This is a genomic window from Streptomyces sp. NPDC052299 (genome assembly GCF_040679335.1).
Lineage (GTDB): Bacteria > Actinomycetota > Actinomycetes > Streptomycetales > Streptomycetaceae > Streptomyces.
The window spans coordinates 32,023-46,854 of sequence record NZ_JBFAUP010000011.1; the positions used below are offsets into that span (position 1 = coordinate 32,023).

Here is a 14,832-nt window from a genome sequence, read left to right on the forward strand (position 1 = left end):
CCGTGGCGGCCCCTTCGACGGCCCCGGCGCGGCGGCCGGTCGTCGGCCTGGACCTGGGCGGTACGAAGATCGCCGCCGCGCTGTTCGCCGCGGACGGCACCGTGGTGGCCCGGTGCTCCCGGCCGACCCCGGCCCGCGACGGCGCGGCCGCGGTGCTCGACGCGCTCGCGGCGGCCGTCGCCGAGGCCGACCCCGGCCGCACCGCGACCGTGCTCGGCGTCGCCGCGGCCGGAGTCATCGACCCCCGGACCGGCACGGTCACCAGCGCCACCGACGCGATCCGGGGCTGGGCCGGGACGTCGCTGGGCGCCGGCCTGGCGGACCGCACCGGCTACGCGGTGGCCTGCGACAACGACGTACGCGCCACGGCGGGCCCCGAGCTGGACGCGCTGCGCGCCGAGCACGGCGGCCACGCCTCGCTGCTGTTCGCGGCGATCGGGACCGGCGTCGGCGGCGCGGTCGCGGCCGACGGGCGGATGGTGCACGGCGCGTCCGGCATCGCCGGGCACCTGGGCCACCTGCCGAGCCCGGAGGCGGCCGGGCTGCCCTGCACCTGCGGCGGAGCCGGCCACCTGGAGGTCATCGCCTCCGGGCCCGGGATCGCCGCCCACTACGAGCGGCTGACCGGCGCGCCCGTGGACCGCCTGGAGACGGTCGCCGCGCGCGCCGCCAGGGGCGACGCGGACGCCGTCGCCGCGATCACCACGGGAGCCCGGGCCGCCGGCCGGGTGCTCGGCGGGCTCGCCAACGCGCTCGGCCCCGACCGGGTCGTCGTCGGCGGCGGGGTCCCGCGCATCGGCCCGCTGTACGGGGACGCGCTGCGCGAGGCGTTCACGGCCGAGCTGATGCACCCGCTGCGCCAACTCGCTCCGCGCCCCCCGCTCTTCGGCCACGACGCGGCCGTGCTCGGCGCGGCGGCCCTCACCCTCACCCTTCCCCTCCACCACCCGGGAGCCCTCCGATGAACGCACAGGAACTGGCCACCGCCCTCCGGGGCAAGCTGATCGTGTCCTGCCAGGCGCCCCCGGGCGACCCGATGCGGGACACCGACACGCTGGTGCGGCTCGCGCGGTCGGCGGTCGCGGGCGGCGGCGCGGCGATCCGGGCCAACGAGCCGGAGGTCGTCGCCGCGATCACCGCCGCCGTGGACCTGCCGGTGATCGGGCTGTGGAAGGACGGCGACACCGGGGTGTACATCACGCCGACCGTCCGGCACGCCCTCGCGGTGGCCGGGGCCGGGGCGGCCGTCGTCGCGGCGGACGCCACCGACCGGCCGCGCCCCGACGGCTCGACGTTCGCGGAGCTGGTCGAGGCGGTGCACACGGCGGGCGCGCTCGTCATGGCCGACGTCTCCACCCTCGCCGAGGGCGTCGCGGCCGCCCGGCTCGGCGCGGACTTCGTCTCCACGACCCTGTCCGGGTATGTGCCCGGGCAGCCGAAGCAGAGCGGGCCCGACCTCGACCTGGTCGCCGCGCTCGCCGCCGCGACCGACGTACCCGTCGTCGCCGAAGGCCGCATCAACACCCCCGAGGACGCGGCCGAGGCACTGGCGCGCGGCGCGCACAGCGTCGTCGTCGGCACCGCCATCACCGCGCCCACCGCCCTCACCGCCCGATTCGTGACGGGCATCACCCGGCGCTGAACTGCCCCTTTTCGCGGAACGGCTGTTCAAGGGCGAACACCGTCCCGCATTCTGGAGTCACCGTGCACACCACCACACCCCCCACGCTCCCCTGGTACCGCCAGGTGAGCCGCACCCAGTGGAAGTCGTTCTTCGCCGCCTGGATCGGCTATGTACTCGACGGCTTCGACTTCGTGCTGATCACCCTCGTGCTGACCGAGATCAGCGACGACTTCGGGCTGAGCACGGTGCAGGCGGCCAGCCTGATCTCCGGCGCCTTCATCACCCGCTGGCTCGGCGGCGCCGTGCTCGGCGCCCTCGGCGACCGCTACGGCCGGAAGCTGTCGATGGTGGCGAGCATCCTGCTCTACTCGCTCGGGACCTTCGCCTGCGGGTTCGCGTGGAACTACCACAGCCTGTTCGCCGCCCGGCTGGCCATCGGCATGGGCATGGCCGGCGAGTACAGCGCCAGTTCCACGTACGTCATGGAGAGCTGGCCGCCCGCGCTGCGCAACCGGGCCAGCGGCTTCCTGATCTCCGGCTTCTCGGTGGGCTCGGTGCTGGCCGCCCAGGTGTACGACTGGGTGGTGCCGTCGCTCGGCTGGCGCTGGATGTTCTACCTCGGGCTGATCCCGATCGCGATCGCGCTGTGGATGCGGCGGGCGCTGCCCGAGGCGGAGGAGTGGACGGAGTCCGTCGCGGACGAGGGCGCGAAGCCCAACCCGTTCCGGCCGCTGTTCCTGACCCCGCGCCGGGCGGCCGTCAACACGGTGCTGGTGGCCGTCGCCACGCTCGCGCTGTTCCTGGTCTTCACACCGGGCGGCGCGGGCATGGTGCCGGTGCTCTCGGTGGTCGCCGGGGTCTCGCTGGCGGCACTCGCGGTGCAGCTGGGCGGGAAGCGCGGCTGGGTGCTGTACCTGTCGATGATCGTGACGCTGTTCTTCGCGTTCCTGTACTCCTGGCCGATCCAGGCGCTGCTGCCGACGTATCTGAAGACGGAGCTGGGCTACTCCACCGGCCAGGTCACCGACGTCCTGTACTTCGCCGGCTTCGGCACCATGGTGGGCTGCTGGGCGGCCGGCTTCCTCGGCGACCTGATCGGTACGAAGAAGGCGTACGCGCTGACGCTGCTGGCCTCGCTCGCCTTCGTCTACCCGGTCTTCGCGGTGGAGGACAACCTCCTGCTCCTCGGCGCCCTGCTCTTCCTGCTCCAGGCGACCAGCTTCGGCATCTCCGGCCTCCTGCCGCGCTACATCGGCGGCCACTTCCCGACCCGGAGCCGGGGCGCGGCGCTCGGCTTCACCTACAACGTGGGCGCGCTGGGCGGGGCGGTCGCCCCGGTGCTCGGCGCGCACCTGGCATCGGGGATGAGCCTGGGGCAGGCCCTGGCGGTGCTGACGTTCGCGGGCACGGTGATCGTGGTGCTGCTCGTCGGCTTCGACGTCCCGGCCCGGCTGAACCGGCTGACGGACCCGGAGGCACGGGAGGACCACCTGGCGGCGGGGCCGGTGGCGGACGAGCGGGTGGCGGTGGAGCGGTAAATACGGTGGACGTCCGCGCCGGGGCGATCTAGCTTCCCCGGCGTGGACCTTCCCCGTACCTTCACCATCCGCGAGAGCGGCCACCGCGTGCACAACCCGTTCACCGAGGAGGATCTGGCCACCCTGGGCCGGGCCCTGCGCCTCGAACCGGGGACCCCGATCCTCGATCTGGCCTGCGGCAGCGGCGAACTGCTCTGCACCTGGGCGCGTGATCACGGCGTGACCGGGACCGGCGTCGACATCAGCACCGTCTTCCTGGCCGCCGCCCACGCGCGGGCGGCGGAACTGGGCGTCGCGGACCGGGTCGGCTTCGTGCACGGCGACGCGGCCGGTCATGTCGCACCGGAGCCCGTCGGCCTCGCCGCCTGCGTCGGCGCGACCTGGATCGGCGGCGGCGTCGCCGGAACGGTCGAACTGCTGGCCCGTTCGCTGCGGCCGGGCGGCATGCTGCTGATCGGAGAGCCGTACTGGCGCCGCGAACCCCCGGACCGGGCCGCCGTCGAGGGGTGCCATGCCTCGTCCCGCGACGACTTCCGCGACCTGCCCGGACTGGTCGAGCACTTCGGGGAGCTGGGCTGGGACGTGGTGGAGATGGTCCTCGCCGACCAGAAGGGCTGGGACCGGTACGCCGCCGCCCAGTGGCTCAGCGTCCGCCGCTGGCTCGACGCCAACCCCGACGACGAACTGGCCCCGCGGATGCGCGCCGAGCTGGACACGGCGCCGACGCTGCACGTCCGCTACCAGCGCGAGTACCTGGGCTGGGGTGTCTTCGCCCTGATGCGGCGCTGAGGCGCGGGCTCAGGGCGCCACGCGCTCGAAGACCGCCGCCAGGCCCTGGCCGCCGCCGATGCACATGGTCTCCAGGCCGTAGCGGGCCTCGCGGCGGTGCAGCTCGCGGGTGAGCGTGGCGAGGATGCGGGCGCCGGTCGCGCCGACCGGGTGGCCCAGCGAGACGCCGGAGCCGTTCACGTTGATCCGCTCCTCGTGGTCCTTCTCGCCGAGGCCCATCTCGCGGGTGCAGGCCAGGACCTGGGCGGCGAACGCCTCGTTCAGCTCGATCAGGTCGAGGTCGGCGAGCGTGAGCCCGGCGCGGCCGAGCGCGACCTCGGTCGCGGGCACGGGGCCGAGGCCCATGGTCGCGGCGGGCACCCCGGCCCGGGCGAAGGAGACCAGCCGGACGAGCGGGGTGAGGCCGAGGCGTTCGGCGGTGGCGGCGCTCGTGACCAGGCAGGCGGCCGCCGCGTCGTTCTGGCCGCTGGCGTTGCCCGCGGTGACGGTGGCCTCCGGGTCGGACTTGAGCATGACCGGGCGGAGCGCGGCGAGCTGTTCGGCGGTCGTGTCGGGGCGGGGGTGCTCGTCGGCGGAGACGACCGTCTCGCCCTTCCTGGTCTTCACGGCGACCGGCACCGTCTCCTTCCCGTACCGGCCCTCGGCGGCGGCAAGCCCCGCCCGCCGCTGCGAGCGCAGGGCCAGCGCGTCCTGCTCCTCGCGGCTGATCCCGTAGGCCCGGCGCAGGTTCTCGGCGGTCTCGATCATGCCGCCGGGGACCGGGTGGTGGACTCCCCCGGCGGTTACACGGCCCCGGGCGAGCGCGTCGTGGAGCTGGAGGCCGGGGCCCTTGATGCCCCAGCGCCCGTCGTGCGTGTAGTACGGAGCGCCGCTCATCACGTCGACGCCGCCCGCGATCACGACCTCGCTGAACCCGGCCCGGATCTGCATCGCCGCGTCCAGGACCGCCTGGAGCCCGGAGCCGCAGCGGCGGTCGGTCTGGAGGCCGGTCACCGACTGCGGGAGCCCGGCGTCCAGGGCGGCGACCCGGCCGATCGCGGGGGCCTCCGCCGAGGGATACGAGTGGCCGAGGATCACCTCGTCCACCCGGTCCGGGTCGATGCCGGTCCGGGCGACCACCTCGGCGATCACCCGGGCCGCGAGGGCGGCCGGCTTCTGCGCGGCGAACACCCCGCCGAAGCGGCCGATGGGGGTGCGCAGGGGTTCGCAGATCACGACATCGAGGGCGTCGGGCACGGCGGGGCCTTTCCGGGAGGCGGAGTGCGGGGGTTTAGACCCTCGCACCCGGCGGCAGGACCGGTCCAATACCCAGTTCCCCCCGAACCGAGACGCCCGGCGTCTCAATCGGCCGCCCGGCCGCCCTCCGGCGCGGGCCCGCTTCGCGAGACCGGCGGCGTGGGCAGCGCGCGCTCCGCCACGTCCAGCACCGCGCGCAGGGCGGCCGACGGGTTGTCCGTCCGCCAGGCGAGCGCCGGCTGCCGTCTGATCGGCGGCCCGGCCAGCGGGCGGTAGACCAGGCCGCTGAGCTGGATGTGCTGGACGGAGGTGACGGTCAGCGTCACCCCGACGCCCGCCGCCACCAGCGCCAGGATGGTGTACGAGTCCGGCGCCTCCTGCACCACGCGCGGGCTGAACCCGACCGCCTCGCACGCCCCGGTCATCGCGTCGCGCACGGTGGAGCCGGTGTTGGCGGGGAACGCGACGAACGGCTCCCCGGCCAGCGCGTCGAGCGGGATCTCCGGGCGGCCGGCGAGCGGATGGTCGAGGGGCAGCGCGCACACGAGCTCCTCCTCGTCGATCACCCGGCAGCTCACGCCCGGCGCGGTCACCGGCAGCCGGACGAACCCCAGGTCGAGCGAGCCGTCCGCGACCCGGGCGAGCGCCACGTCGGCGTAGGTCTGGCCGGTCATGACCAGCTCGATGCCCGGGTGGGCGGCGCGCACCGCCCGGGTGAGCAACGGCAGCGTCTCGTGGCTGGACGCGCCCGCGAAGCCGATGCGGACCCTGCCGTACGCGCCCTGTCCGGCCGCCCTGGCGGCCCGTACCGCCGTGTCCAGGTCGTCCAGCACGGTCCGTACCGGCTGGAGGAAGGACTCCCCCGCGCTGGTGAGCCGCACCGAGCGGGTGTTGCGTTCGAAGAGCTGGACGCCGAGCTCCTTCTCCAGGCGGCGGATCTGCTGGCTCAGCGGCGGCTGCGCCATCCGGAGCCGTCTGGCGGCGCGGCCGAAGTGCAGTTCCTCCGCCACGGCGAGGAACGCGGCGAGGTGGCGCAGTTCCATGCCGTCCCCTCCCCCGGGCCCGCCCTCATCATTGAGTCGTCTGGCGTCTCGGTCCGAGCCTAATTCGGTATTGGACGGCGATCAAAGCCACTGAAAGCGTCGGCAGCGCGGGCACCCCGGCCCGCCCAGTGAGAGGACCGTGACCCGCATGCGTATCAGGATCGTCGGCGCCGGAGCCATGGGCCGCGGCATCGCCCAGTGGGCGGCCTCGGCCGGACACACCGTCGAACTGTGCGACGTCCGCGCCGAGGCGGTGGCGGACGCGGTCGCCTTCGTACGCTCCATGCTGGACCGGGCCGTGGCCAAGGGGCGGATGGCGGCGGCGGACGCGGAGTCGGCGGCGGAGCGGCTGATCCCGCTGGACGATCCGTGGGCGGCGGGCCCGGACGTGGAGTTGGTGATCGAGGCCGTACGCGAGGACCTTGCGACGAAGACCGAGGTGTTCGGGCGCCTGGAGCGGGCGCTGCCCGCCTCCGCCGTCTTCGCGACCAACACCTCCTCGCTCTCGGTGACCCGGATCGCCGCCGCGCTGGAGGACCCGACGCGCCTGGCCGGGCTGCACTTCTTCAACCCGGTGCCGTTGATGCGGATCGTGGAGGTGGTGCCCGGGGCGGCGACCCGGCCGGAGATCCCGGCGCTGCTCACCGCGCTCGTGGAGGGCTGCGGCCACCGCGCGGTGACGGTCGCGGACACCCCGGGCTTCCTGGTCAACCACGCGGGGCGCGGCCTGGTGACGGAGGCGCTGGCGCTGCTCGAGGAGAACGTCGGGGAGCCCGCGGACATCGACCGGATCGCGCGCGATGTGCTGGGGCTGCGGATGGGCCCGTTCGAACTGATGGACCTCACCGGGCTCGATGTGACGGCCGCCGTCATCGACTCGATCTGGACGGGCTTCCGCCACGAGGACCGGCTCCGCCCCTCCTTCCTCACCCCGAACCGGGTGGCGGCCGGGCTGCACGGCCGCAAGACCGGACGCGGCTGGTACGGCTACGGCCCCGAGGCCACCGGACCCGCGCCGGAGCCGCCGGTCGCCGGGGACGCGGACCGCCCGGTGCACGTCTTCGCGCCGGAGCCCGCGCGGGAGGCCGGAGCGGGGGTGCTCCGCGAGGCGCTGGCCTCGGCGGGCGCCACCGTGGAGGGCGGGGAGCGGCCGTCGGAGGCGGCGGTCGTCCTGGTCCCGGTCTGGGGCACCCCGGTCTCCTCCGCGGTCGCCGCCCACGGGCTGCCCGCCGGGCGCACCTTCGGCGTCGACCCGCTGCCGGCGGCGGGGCGGCGGCGCGTGCTCGCGGTGACCCCGGCGGCGGACGCGGCGGCGGCGCGGGACGCCCGCGCGGTGCTGGCCCGGGCCGCGGAGGGCGGTGAGCCGTTCGCGGTGTCGGTGGTCCGGGACACGGCGGGCACGGTGGCGCAGCGGCTGCTGGCGTCCATCGTGTCGGTCGCGGCGTCCATCGCGGAGCGCGCGCTCGCCGCCCCGGCCGACATCGACGTGGCCGTCACGACGGGGCTCGGCTACCCGGTGGGCCCGCTGGCCTGGGGCGACCGGGTCGGCGCGGACCGGATGCTGGAGCTGCACCGGGCGCTGTACGCGTCGACGGGCGACCCGCGCCACCGCCCGACCCGCTGGGTCGCGGAGCGCGCGGCGCTGGGGCTGGCGCTGACGGACCCGGGAACGTCGCCGGGGGATGTGCTCGGGGCGCCGTGACCGATTCGTCCAAGACGGCGGTCCGGGGTTCTGCCTACGGTCGGTCCATGACTCCACGACTCGACGCGATCTCCCTCACCACCGCCGACCTGCCCGCTTCGCTCGCCTTCTACCGGCGGCTGGGGCTCGACATCCCGGCCGGCGCGGAATCCGCGTCCCATGTGGAGGTGGCCCTGCCGGGCGGCGGGCGCCTGCTGTGGGACACGGAGGACGTCGTCCGCTCCTTCGACCCCGGCTGGAACCCGCCGTCCGGCGGGGACCGGCTGGGGCTGGCCTTCCTGTGCGACAGCCCGGCGGAGGTCGACGCGGTCTACGCGGACCTGACCGGCGCCGGCTACCGGGGCCACCTGAAGCCGTGGGACGCGGTGTGGGGGCAGCGGTACGCCGTCGTCCTCGACCCGGACGACTGCGCGGTCTCGCTGTTCGCGCCCACGCCCTAGGAACGGCCGAAGTACGCGGTCAGGGTGGTGCCGGTCAGGTCGCGCATGTCCCGCGCCAGATGGGCCTGGTCGGCGCAGCCCGCCGCGAGTGCCGCGTCGGCGTACGGCAGCCCCGAGCGTACGAGGGCCAGGGCCCGCTGGAGGCGCAGAATCCGGGCGAGGGTCTTGGGCCCGTAGCCGAAGGCCGTCAGGGAGCGGCGGTGCAGCTGGCGTGGGCCGAGTCCGGCGCTCCCGGCGGCCTCCGCGACGCTGCCGCCCGCCGCCAGCCGCGCGGCGACCGCCCGCATCGCCGGGTCGGGGGGCCCGGTGCGGGCCGCCCGGTCCAGCGCGATGTCCTCCAGGGCGGCGGCCGGGTCGGCGGCTTCGGCGACGCGCTCGGTGAGGCGGCGGACCGCTGCCCCGGGCCACAGCGCGGCGAGCGGCACCCGGAGGTCGCGCAGTTCGTGGGCGGGCACGCCGAGCAGGGCGGGGGCGGTGCCGGGGGCGAATCGGATGCCGGCCCAGCCGCCGCCGGTGCCGGTGGCGGGCGCGGTGTGCGTGTCCGGCCCGGCGACGAGCAGCCGCGCACCGCTCCAGAGCAGGTCCATGCAGCCGTCGGGCAGCACCGGATGGACGGTGCCCGGCGGCACGTCCAGGGTCCACACCTTCGCGCCCCCGAGCCGCGACGCGCGCTCTGTATAGCTGTCGCCCATGCCACTAGTGTCGTGGACGGACACGGCGGCGTACGCAATCGGCTACGGGGGCGGTCATGGCGGCACTGATGGAGTTCACCACGGAGAACGGGGCGACGGTGACCGTGGAGGTCGACCGGCACGCACCGGGTGCGCGGCTGGTCGCGCGGGACGGGCAGCACGCCCTGGCGCGCGCGGGGCGCACCTTCGACAGCGCGCTGGAGGGCATCCGCTCGGCGGCCGAGTCGGCGCTCGCCGTGTTCCGGGACGGTCGGCTGAAGCCGGACGGGGTGGAGCTGGAGTTCGGCGTGAAGATCACTTCGGAGGCGGGCGCGGTGATCGCGAAGAGTGCGCTGGAAGGCCATCTGACGGTGAAGCTGTCCTGGTCGCCGGGGTCTCAGGACGCGCCGGCCGCCGGCTGAGCGCTCACTCGTCGTACGGGTTGGACCGGTCCGCGTCCTTCTCGCGGCCGGGCTTCTGGAGCCGGGACTTCACGTCGTCCGGCGGCAGGAAGCGCGACCAGCGCTCGGGGAACTCGGAGGGCATGTACGGGCTGTCGCCGTCGTCGCCCTCGTCATCGTCGTCGTCCTCGTCGTCCGGCGGGCCGCCGTGCCAGCTCTCCGCCTGGGTGCGGGCGACGAACTCGGCGGCCTGCGCGGCGCGCACCCGGTCGTTCGCGGCGCGGGCGGCGGCCGTCGCCACCGAGGGCCAGACCCGGTCGATGGCCGCGTTGACGGCGGCGCCCACCAGCACCGCGAAGGCGGAGACACCGATCCACAGGAGCACCGCGATGGGGGCGGCCAGCGATCCGTAGATCGTGGGGCCCTCGACCGTACTGGTCAGGTAGATCCGGAGCAGGAAGCTCCCGAACACCCACATCGCCAGGGCCACCAGGGCGCCCGGCATGTCCTCGATCCACGGCGAGCGGACTGGCACGGACACGTGGTAGAGGGTGGTGAGGAAGGCGACCGAGAGCACGATGACCAGCGGCCAGTACAGGACGCTTATGACCTCGGTGCCCCACGGTATGAGCTCCACGACCCGGTCCGGGCCGACCACCAGCAGCGGCAGCACGACCGCGCCGAGCAGGAGCGCCACCACGTACAGCAGGAAGGCGAGCATCCGGGTCTTGACGATGCCGCGCTGGCCGTCGAGCCCGTACATGACGGTGATCGTGTCGATGAAGACGTTGACCGCGCGGGAGCCGGACCACAGGGCGATCGCGAAGCCGAGGGAGATGACGTCGGGCCGGGCGCCGGTCGTGACATCGGCCAGGAGCGGCTTGGCGAAGTCGTTGACACCGCGCTCCGAGAGCATGGTGTGGGCCGCGCTGAGGATGTTGCGCTCGATGGACGCGACCGTGGTGGTGCTGGTCCACTCGTCCACGTAGCCGAGCAGGCCGATGAGGCCGAGGAGCAGCGGGGGCAGGGAGAGCAGGGTGAAGAACGCGGCCTCGGCGGCGAGCCCGAGGATGCGGTACTCCATGCACGAGTTGACCGTGTCCTTGAGCAGCTGCCAGGCGAGCTGCCGCTTGGAGACGTTGCGGTAGAGCACTCGGGCCCGGTGGAGCCGGCCCGGTGGCCGCTCGGGAGTTTCGTCTGCTGCCTGCACGTCCTTACCGTATCGGCATGGCGACCACCACCCACACCGTGTCCAACCAGGCCCCTCCCCTGCTCGGCCATGACGTCTTCGGCACGGACCGGGCGCTCGGCGAGGCCGTGGAACGACATCTTCCGCCCGAGGTCCTGGACGAGGCCCGGGACGGTCTCACGGCTCTCGGACTGGCGGCCGGCTCCGCGCAGGCCGCGTCCTGGGGCGCCGAGGCGAACGCGAACCCGCCGCGGCTGCGCACCCACGACCGCTACGGGCACCGCGTGGACGAGGTGGACTTCCACCCGGCCTGGCACCGGCTGCTCGGGCACGCCGTCGGCGCCGGGCTGACCGATGCCTGGGACCGGCCGGGCGGGCACGTCCGCCGGGCGGCGGGCTTCCTGGTGTGGACGCAGGCGGAGGCGGGGCACGGCTGCCCGCTCTCCATGACGCACGCGGCGGTGCCGGCCCTGCGCGCCGATCCGGAGGCCGCCGCCGAGTGGGAGCCGCTGCTGACCTCGCGGGTGTACGAGCAGGGGCTGCGGCCGCCCGCGCGGAAGGCGGGGGCGCTGCTCGGGATGGGCATGACGGAGAAGCAGGGCGGCTCGGACGTGCGGGCGAACACCACGCGCGCCGAGCCGCTGGCCGGGGACGGCGGCTATGTGCTGACCGGGCACAAGTGGTTCTGCTCGGCGCCGATGTCCGACGGCTTCCTGGTCCTCGCGCAGGCCCCGGGCGGTCTCACCTGCTTCCTGCTGCCCCGGGTGCTGCCGGACGGCAGCCGCAACCCGTTCGCGATCCAGCGGCTCAAGGACAAGCTCGGCAACCGGTCGAACGCCTCGGCGGAGGTCGAGTTCGACGGGACGTGGGCGCGGCGGATCGGCGAGGAGGGTCAGGGCGTCCGCACGATCATGGGGATGGTGGCGGCGACCCGGCTGGACTGCGTCACCGGTTCGGCGGCGCTGATGCGGCAGGCGGTGGCGCAGGCGGTCCACCACACGACGCACCGGTCCGCGTTCGGCGGGCCGCTCGTGGACAAGCCGCTGATGCGCAATGTGCTGGCCGATCTGGCGGTGGAGTCCGAGGCGGCGACCGTGCTGGCGATGCGGCTCGCGGCGGCGTACGACGACGGCGGCGAGAGCGAGGCGGCCTTCCTGCGGATCGCGGTGCCGGCGGCGAAGTACTGGGTGACCAAGCGGTGCACGCCGCTGGTGGGCGAGGCGCTGGAGTGCCTGGGCGGCAACGGCTATGTGGAGGAGTCGGGGATGCCCCGGCTGCTGCGGGAGGCGCCGCTCAACTCCATCTGGGAGGGGTCCGGGAACGTCCAGGCGCTGGACGTGCTGCGGGTGCTGCGGCGCGAACCGCTCGCGCTGAACGCCTTCCTCCAGGAGGTCGGGCGGGCCCGGGGCGCCGATCACCGGCTGGACGCGGCGATCAGGGACATGCTGACGGAGCTGGCCGACCTGGCGGGGATCGAGGCGCGGGCGCGCCGGGTCGTGGAGCGCATCGCGCTGGTGCTCCAGGGTTCGCTGCTGGTGCGCTGGGCGCCGCCCGAGGTGGCGGACGCCTTCTGCGCTTCGCGCCTGGGCGGGGACGGGGGCGCGGCTTTCGGGACCCTTCCGCACACCTTGGATCTGGCGTCGGTCGTGGCCCGGGCCCGGCCGGAAGGCTCCTGACCGGGCGCAGCGACGGGGGGTGGTGCTGCGCCGACACGGCACCACCCCCCATGCTGTACACACCGCACGTGAGGGCCGGGGCCCCGCGGTGCGGTGTGCCGCCACTCTTGTACGGTCCGGGGACCCTCGCCAGAGTTGCAGAGGGTTGCAACCATTGTGTGGAGTTGCGGTATCGGGGCACGAGCGGCGGCAGGATGGGGGCGCGGCCCGCGCACCGGGCCGGTGGTGGGGTGAGGGGGAACCGGCATGGAGACGACTCCGGCCGACGTGCTGCGGCCGGTCGCTCGGGAGAGCGCGCAGGCCAGACGGCTGGTGCACCGGTCCCGTGAGGCGCGGATGGCGGGCGACCGCATGCCCGCCGCGCCCCGGGCGGAGATCGGCGCGTCCTGGGACCGGGTGCTGCGCAGCGGCCTCGATCCCGAGCAGCCGACGCACAGCAGGCTGCTGGAGGCGGACGAGATCGAGCACCGGCGCCGCAGTTCGACGCTGGGCGAGGTGATGCCGCTGCTCAGCGACGGGCTGACGAGCATCGCGGACGCCTCGCAGCAGATCATGGTCGTCACCGATGTGGAGGGCCGGGTGCTGTGGCGCGAGGGCAACACCGCGGTGCTGCGCCGGGCCGACGACATCTGCCTCGCCGAGGGCGCCGCGTGGTCCGAGGAGATCACCGGCACCAACGCGATCGGTACGGCGCTGGCGGCCCGCGCCCCGGTGCAGGTGCACTCGGCGGAGCACTTCGTGCGCACGCTGCACGGCTGGACGTGCGCGGCGGCCCCGGTGCGCGACCCCCGGGACGGCCGGCTGATGGGGATCGTGGACATCAGCGGGCCCGCTTCAACCTTCCACCCGACGACGCTGGCCCTGGTGCGGTCGGTGGCCCGGCTGGCGGAAGGGGAGATCCGGGTCCGGCACCTGGAGGCGGTGGACCGGCTGCGGGCGGTGGCCGCTCCGATCCTGAGCCGGATCGGCGGCCGGGCGGTGGCGGTGGACGGCCACGGCTGGACGGCGGCGGTGACGGGGATGCCCCCGGTGGACCGGCTGCCGCTGCCGAAGTCGCTGGGGCCGGGCCGGGTGTGGCTGCCGTCGCTGGGGATGTGCCGGGTGGAGCCGCTGCCGGGCGGCTGGCTGGTCCAGGTGGCGGACGGGGCGATGGACAGCCCGCCGCGCCGGGTGGTCCTCGATCTGAGCCGGCCGCGGGCGCTCGCGGTGAACGTGGTGAGCCCGGTGGGCACCTGGACCCAGCGGCTCTCCCCGCGCCACGCCGAGCTGCTGTACGCGCTGGCGCTGCACCGGGACGGGCGTACGGCATCGGAGCTGGCCCAGGACCTGTTCGGTGACGCGACCAGGACCGTGACGGTGCGGGCGGAGATATCGCGGCTGCGGCGCCATCTGGCCGAGGTCCTCGCGCACCGCCCGTACCGGTTCGGCGAGGGCGTGGAGGTGGAGGTGGTCCATCCGGAGCACCCGGCCGATCTGCTGCCGCGCTCGCAGGCGCCGGTGGTCGTGGCGGCCCGCGAGGCGCGTGCGGGAGGCGAAGGGGAGGCGCCGGACACCCGGTGACCAGGGGCCGGGTGGGGCGAGGGGTGCGGGGCATGGTTGTCTGGCAGCCATGAGCGACCCCGTACGTCCCGCGCCACCGGCCCGCGAAGAGGTGACCGTCTGGTCCCTGGAGCAGACCTCCCCCGATGACCTGCGGCCGTCCGCCGTGCCGGACGCGGAGGTCCGGATCGTGCGGTCCGAGGTGCCGCTGTCCGAGTTCAGCCGCTTCCTGTACACGGCGGTGGGCGGGGACATCCGGTGGACGGACCGCCTCGGCATGACGTACGCGCAGTGGCAGGAGGTCCTGGAGCGGCCGGGCGCGGAGACCTGGGTGGCGTACGCGAACGGCACTCCGGCGGGCTACATCGAGCTGGACCCGCAGGACGACGGCGTGGTCGAGATCATGTACTTCGGGCTGATCCCGTCCTTCCGGGGGCGGCGGATCGGCGGTCATCTGCTGTCGTACGGCACGGCCCGCGCCTGGGACCTGGCGGAGCGGTGGCCGGAGCGGCCGGCGACGAAGCGGGTCTGGCTGCACACCTGCTCCAAGGACGGTCCGCACGCGATGGACAACTACCTGAGGCGCGGATTCCGGCTGTTCGACACGCGCACGGAGCTGGAGGAGCCGGTGGAGACCCCCGGCCCCTGGCCGGGTTCCGGCCGCTGAGCAGTGCCCCGCACTCAGCCGCCGCCACTTCCGTAGCAAATCCCCTCGCTTGTCCGGTTTTACGCTCCACCCGGCGCCCGTCACACGCGTGACGGGCGCCACATCGTCTCACCAAGCGGGACCAGGCCGTCCACATCATGGATAGTGGTGGACTGCCGCGAGATCCCCATGACACGCTTCCGTCATGTCCGGAACTGGAATTGCCTTGGTGAGTCGACGCCACGTCGACCTCGGCCGCATGTCCAGCGCCATCTGTCCGGCGAGCTGAGAGTCCCAGCACCGCCGAGATCCCCCTGCTTCAGTTCAGCCCTGCGCAC

Annotated in this window: 15 protein-coding genes; 11 read left to right on the forward strand and 4 right to left on the reverse strand. The window is 74.6% G+C overall.

What is annotated here, in order from left to right; genetic code table 11:
- Positions 1 to 2: 2 nt before the first annotated feature.
- The 4 genes from AB0L33_RS19905 (at position 3) to AB0L33_RS19920 (ending at position 3,951) form a co-directional block, all read left to right on the forward strand.
- Entirely contained in the window at positions 3 to 965 is a 963-nt protein-coding gene (locus AB0L33_RS19905; RefSeq protein ID WP_365683130.1) for an ROK family protein, read from the forward strand.
- Positions 962 to 1,642, forward strand: a complete 681-nt coding sequence (locus tag AB0L33_RS19910; RefSeq protein ID WP_365683132.1) for an N-acetylmannosamine-6-phosphate 2-epimerase — start codon at positions 962 to 964, stop codon at positions 1,640 to 1,642. Before AB0L33_RS19905 ends, AB0L33_RS19910 begins: the two co-directional genes overlap by 4 nt.
- Positions 1,643 to 1,704: 62 nt before the next feature.
- Positions 1,705 to 3,162 carry a sialate:H+ symport family MFS transporter gene (locus tag AB0L33_RS19915; RefSeq protein ID WP_365683133.1) on the forward strand — a complete coding sequence of 486 codons (1,458 nt, stop codon included), beginning with the start codon at positions 1,705 to 1,707 and terminating at the stop codon, positions 3,160 to 3,162.
- A gap of 42 nt (positions 3,163 to 3,204) precedes the next feature.
- On the forward strand, positions 3,205 to 3,951 hold the full coding sequence (locus AB0L33_RS19920) for a class I SAM-dependent methyltransferase (protein ID WP_365683135.1): 747 nt from the start codon (positions 3,205 to 3,207) through the stop codon (positions 3,949 to 3,951).
- A gap of 9 nt (positions 3,952 to 3,960) precedes the next feature.
- Here the strand turns inward: AB0L33_RS19920 and AB0L33_RS19925 are convergent, their stop codons facing one another.
- The gene (locus tag AB0L33_RS19925; protein ID WP_365683138.1) at positions 3,961 to 5,187 is read right to left on the reverse strand and encodes an acetyl-CoA C-acetyltransferase; all 1,227 of its coding nucleotides are present in this window, start codon (positions 5,185 to 5,187) and stop codon (positions 3,961 to 3,963) included.
- Positions 5,188 to 5,291: 104 nt separating this feature from the next.
- The gene (locus AB0L33_RS19930) at positions 5,292 to 6,230 is read right to left on the reverse strand and encodes a LysR family transcriptional regulator (RefSeq protein WP_365683141.1); all 939 of its coding nucleotides are present in this window, start codon (positions 6,228 to 6,230) and stop codon (positions 5,292 to 5,294) included.
- A gap of 148 nt (positions 6,231 to 6,378) precedes the next feature.
- Between AB0L33_RS19930 and AB0L33_RS19935 the strand changes: the two genes are divergently transcribed.
- Positions 6,379 to 7,932: a 3-hydroxyacyl-CoA dehydrogenase gene (locus AB0L33_RS19935; RefSeq protein ID WP_365683143.1), complete on the forward strand. Its 1,554-nt coding sequence runs from the start codon at positions 6,379 to 6,381 to the stop codon at positions 7,930 to 7,932.
- A 47-nt stretch (positions 7,933 to 7,979) separates the two neighbouring features.
- A complete protein-coding gene (locus tag AB0L33_RS19940; RefSeq protein WP_365683145.1) occupies positions 7,980 to 8,372 on the forward strand; it encodes a VOC family protein in 393 nt (130 codons plus the stop codon).
- On the opposite strand, the gene AB0L33_RS19945 is transcribed toward AB0L33_RS19940, so the two are convergent.
- Positions 8,369 to 9,064 carry a helix-turn-helix domain-containing protein gene (locus AB0L33_RS19945; protein WP_365683147.1) on the reverse strand — a complete coding sequence of 232 codons (696 nt, stop codon included), beginning with the start codon at positions 9,062 to 9,064 and terminating at the stop codon, positions 8,369 to 8,371. The genes AB0L33_RS19940 and AB0L33_RS19945 overlap by 4 nt on opposite strands.
- 56 nt (positions 9,065 to 9,120) lie before the next feature.
- Between AB0L33_RS19945 and AB0L33_RS19950 the strand changes: the two genes are divergently transcribed.
- Positions 9,121 to 9,465 carry a CU044_2847 family protein gene (locus AB0L33_RS19950; RefSeq protein WP_365683149.1) on the forward strand — a complete coding sequence of 115 codons (345 nt, stop codon included), beginning with the start codon at positions 9,121 to 9,123 and terminating at the stop codon, positions 9,463 to 9,465.
- Positions 9,466 to 9,469: 4 nt separating this feature from the next.
- On the opposite strand, the gene AB0L33_RS19955 is transcribed toward AB0L33_RS19950, so the two are convergent.
- Complete coding sequence (locus AB0L33_RS19955) at positions 9,470 to 10,597, reverse strand: YihY/virulence factor BrkB family protein (protein ID WP_365683525.1); 1,128 nt, start codon at positions 10,595 to 10,597, stop codon at positions 9,470 to 9,472.
- A gap of 74 nt (positions 10,598 to 10,671) precedes the next feature.
- Here AB0L33_RS19955 and AB0L33_RS19960 point away from each other — a divergent pair, with 74 nt between their 5' ends.
- The 4 genes from AB0L33_RS19960 (at position 10,672) to AB0L33_RS19975 (ending at position 14,783) form a co-directional block, all read left to right on the forward strand.
- Positions 10,672 to 12,309 (forward strand): acyl-CoA dehydrogenase family protein, encoded by a 1,638-nt coding sequence (locus AB0L33_RS19960; RefSeq protein WP_365683151.1) that lies wholly within the window; start codon positions 10,672 to 10,674, stop codon positions 12,307 to 12,309.
- 246 nt (positions 12,310 to 12,555) lie between these two features.
- Positions 12,556 to 13,869 carry a GAF domain-containing protein gene (locus AB0L33_RS19965; protein ID WP_365683153.1) on the forward strand — a complete coding sequence of 438 codons (1,314 nt, stop codon included), beginning with the start codon at positions 12,556 to 12,558 and terminating at the stop codon, positions 13,867 to 13,869.
- 49 nt (positions 13,870 to 13,918) lie between these two features.
- Positions 13,919 to 14,515, forward strand: coding sequence for a GNAT family N-acetyltransferase (locus AB0L33_RS19970; RefSeq protein WP_365683155.1), 597 nt, complete (start codon positions 13,919 to 13,921; stop codon positions 14,513 to 14,515).
- A gap of 184 nt (positions 14,516 to 14,699) precedes the next feature.
- Positions 14,700 to 14,783 carry a putative leader peptide gene (locus AB0L33_RS19975; RefSeq protein WP_309486338.1) on the forward strand — a complete coding sequence of 28 codons (84 nt, stop codon included), beginning with the start codon at positions 14,700 to 14,702 and terminating at the stop codon, positions 14,781 to 14,783.
- Positions 14,784 to 14,832: the final 49 nt, after the last annotated feature.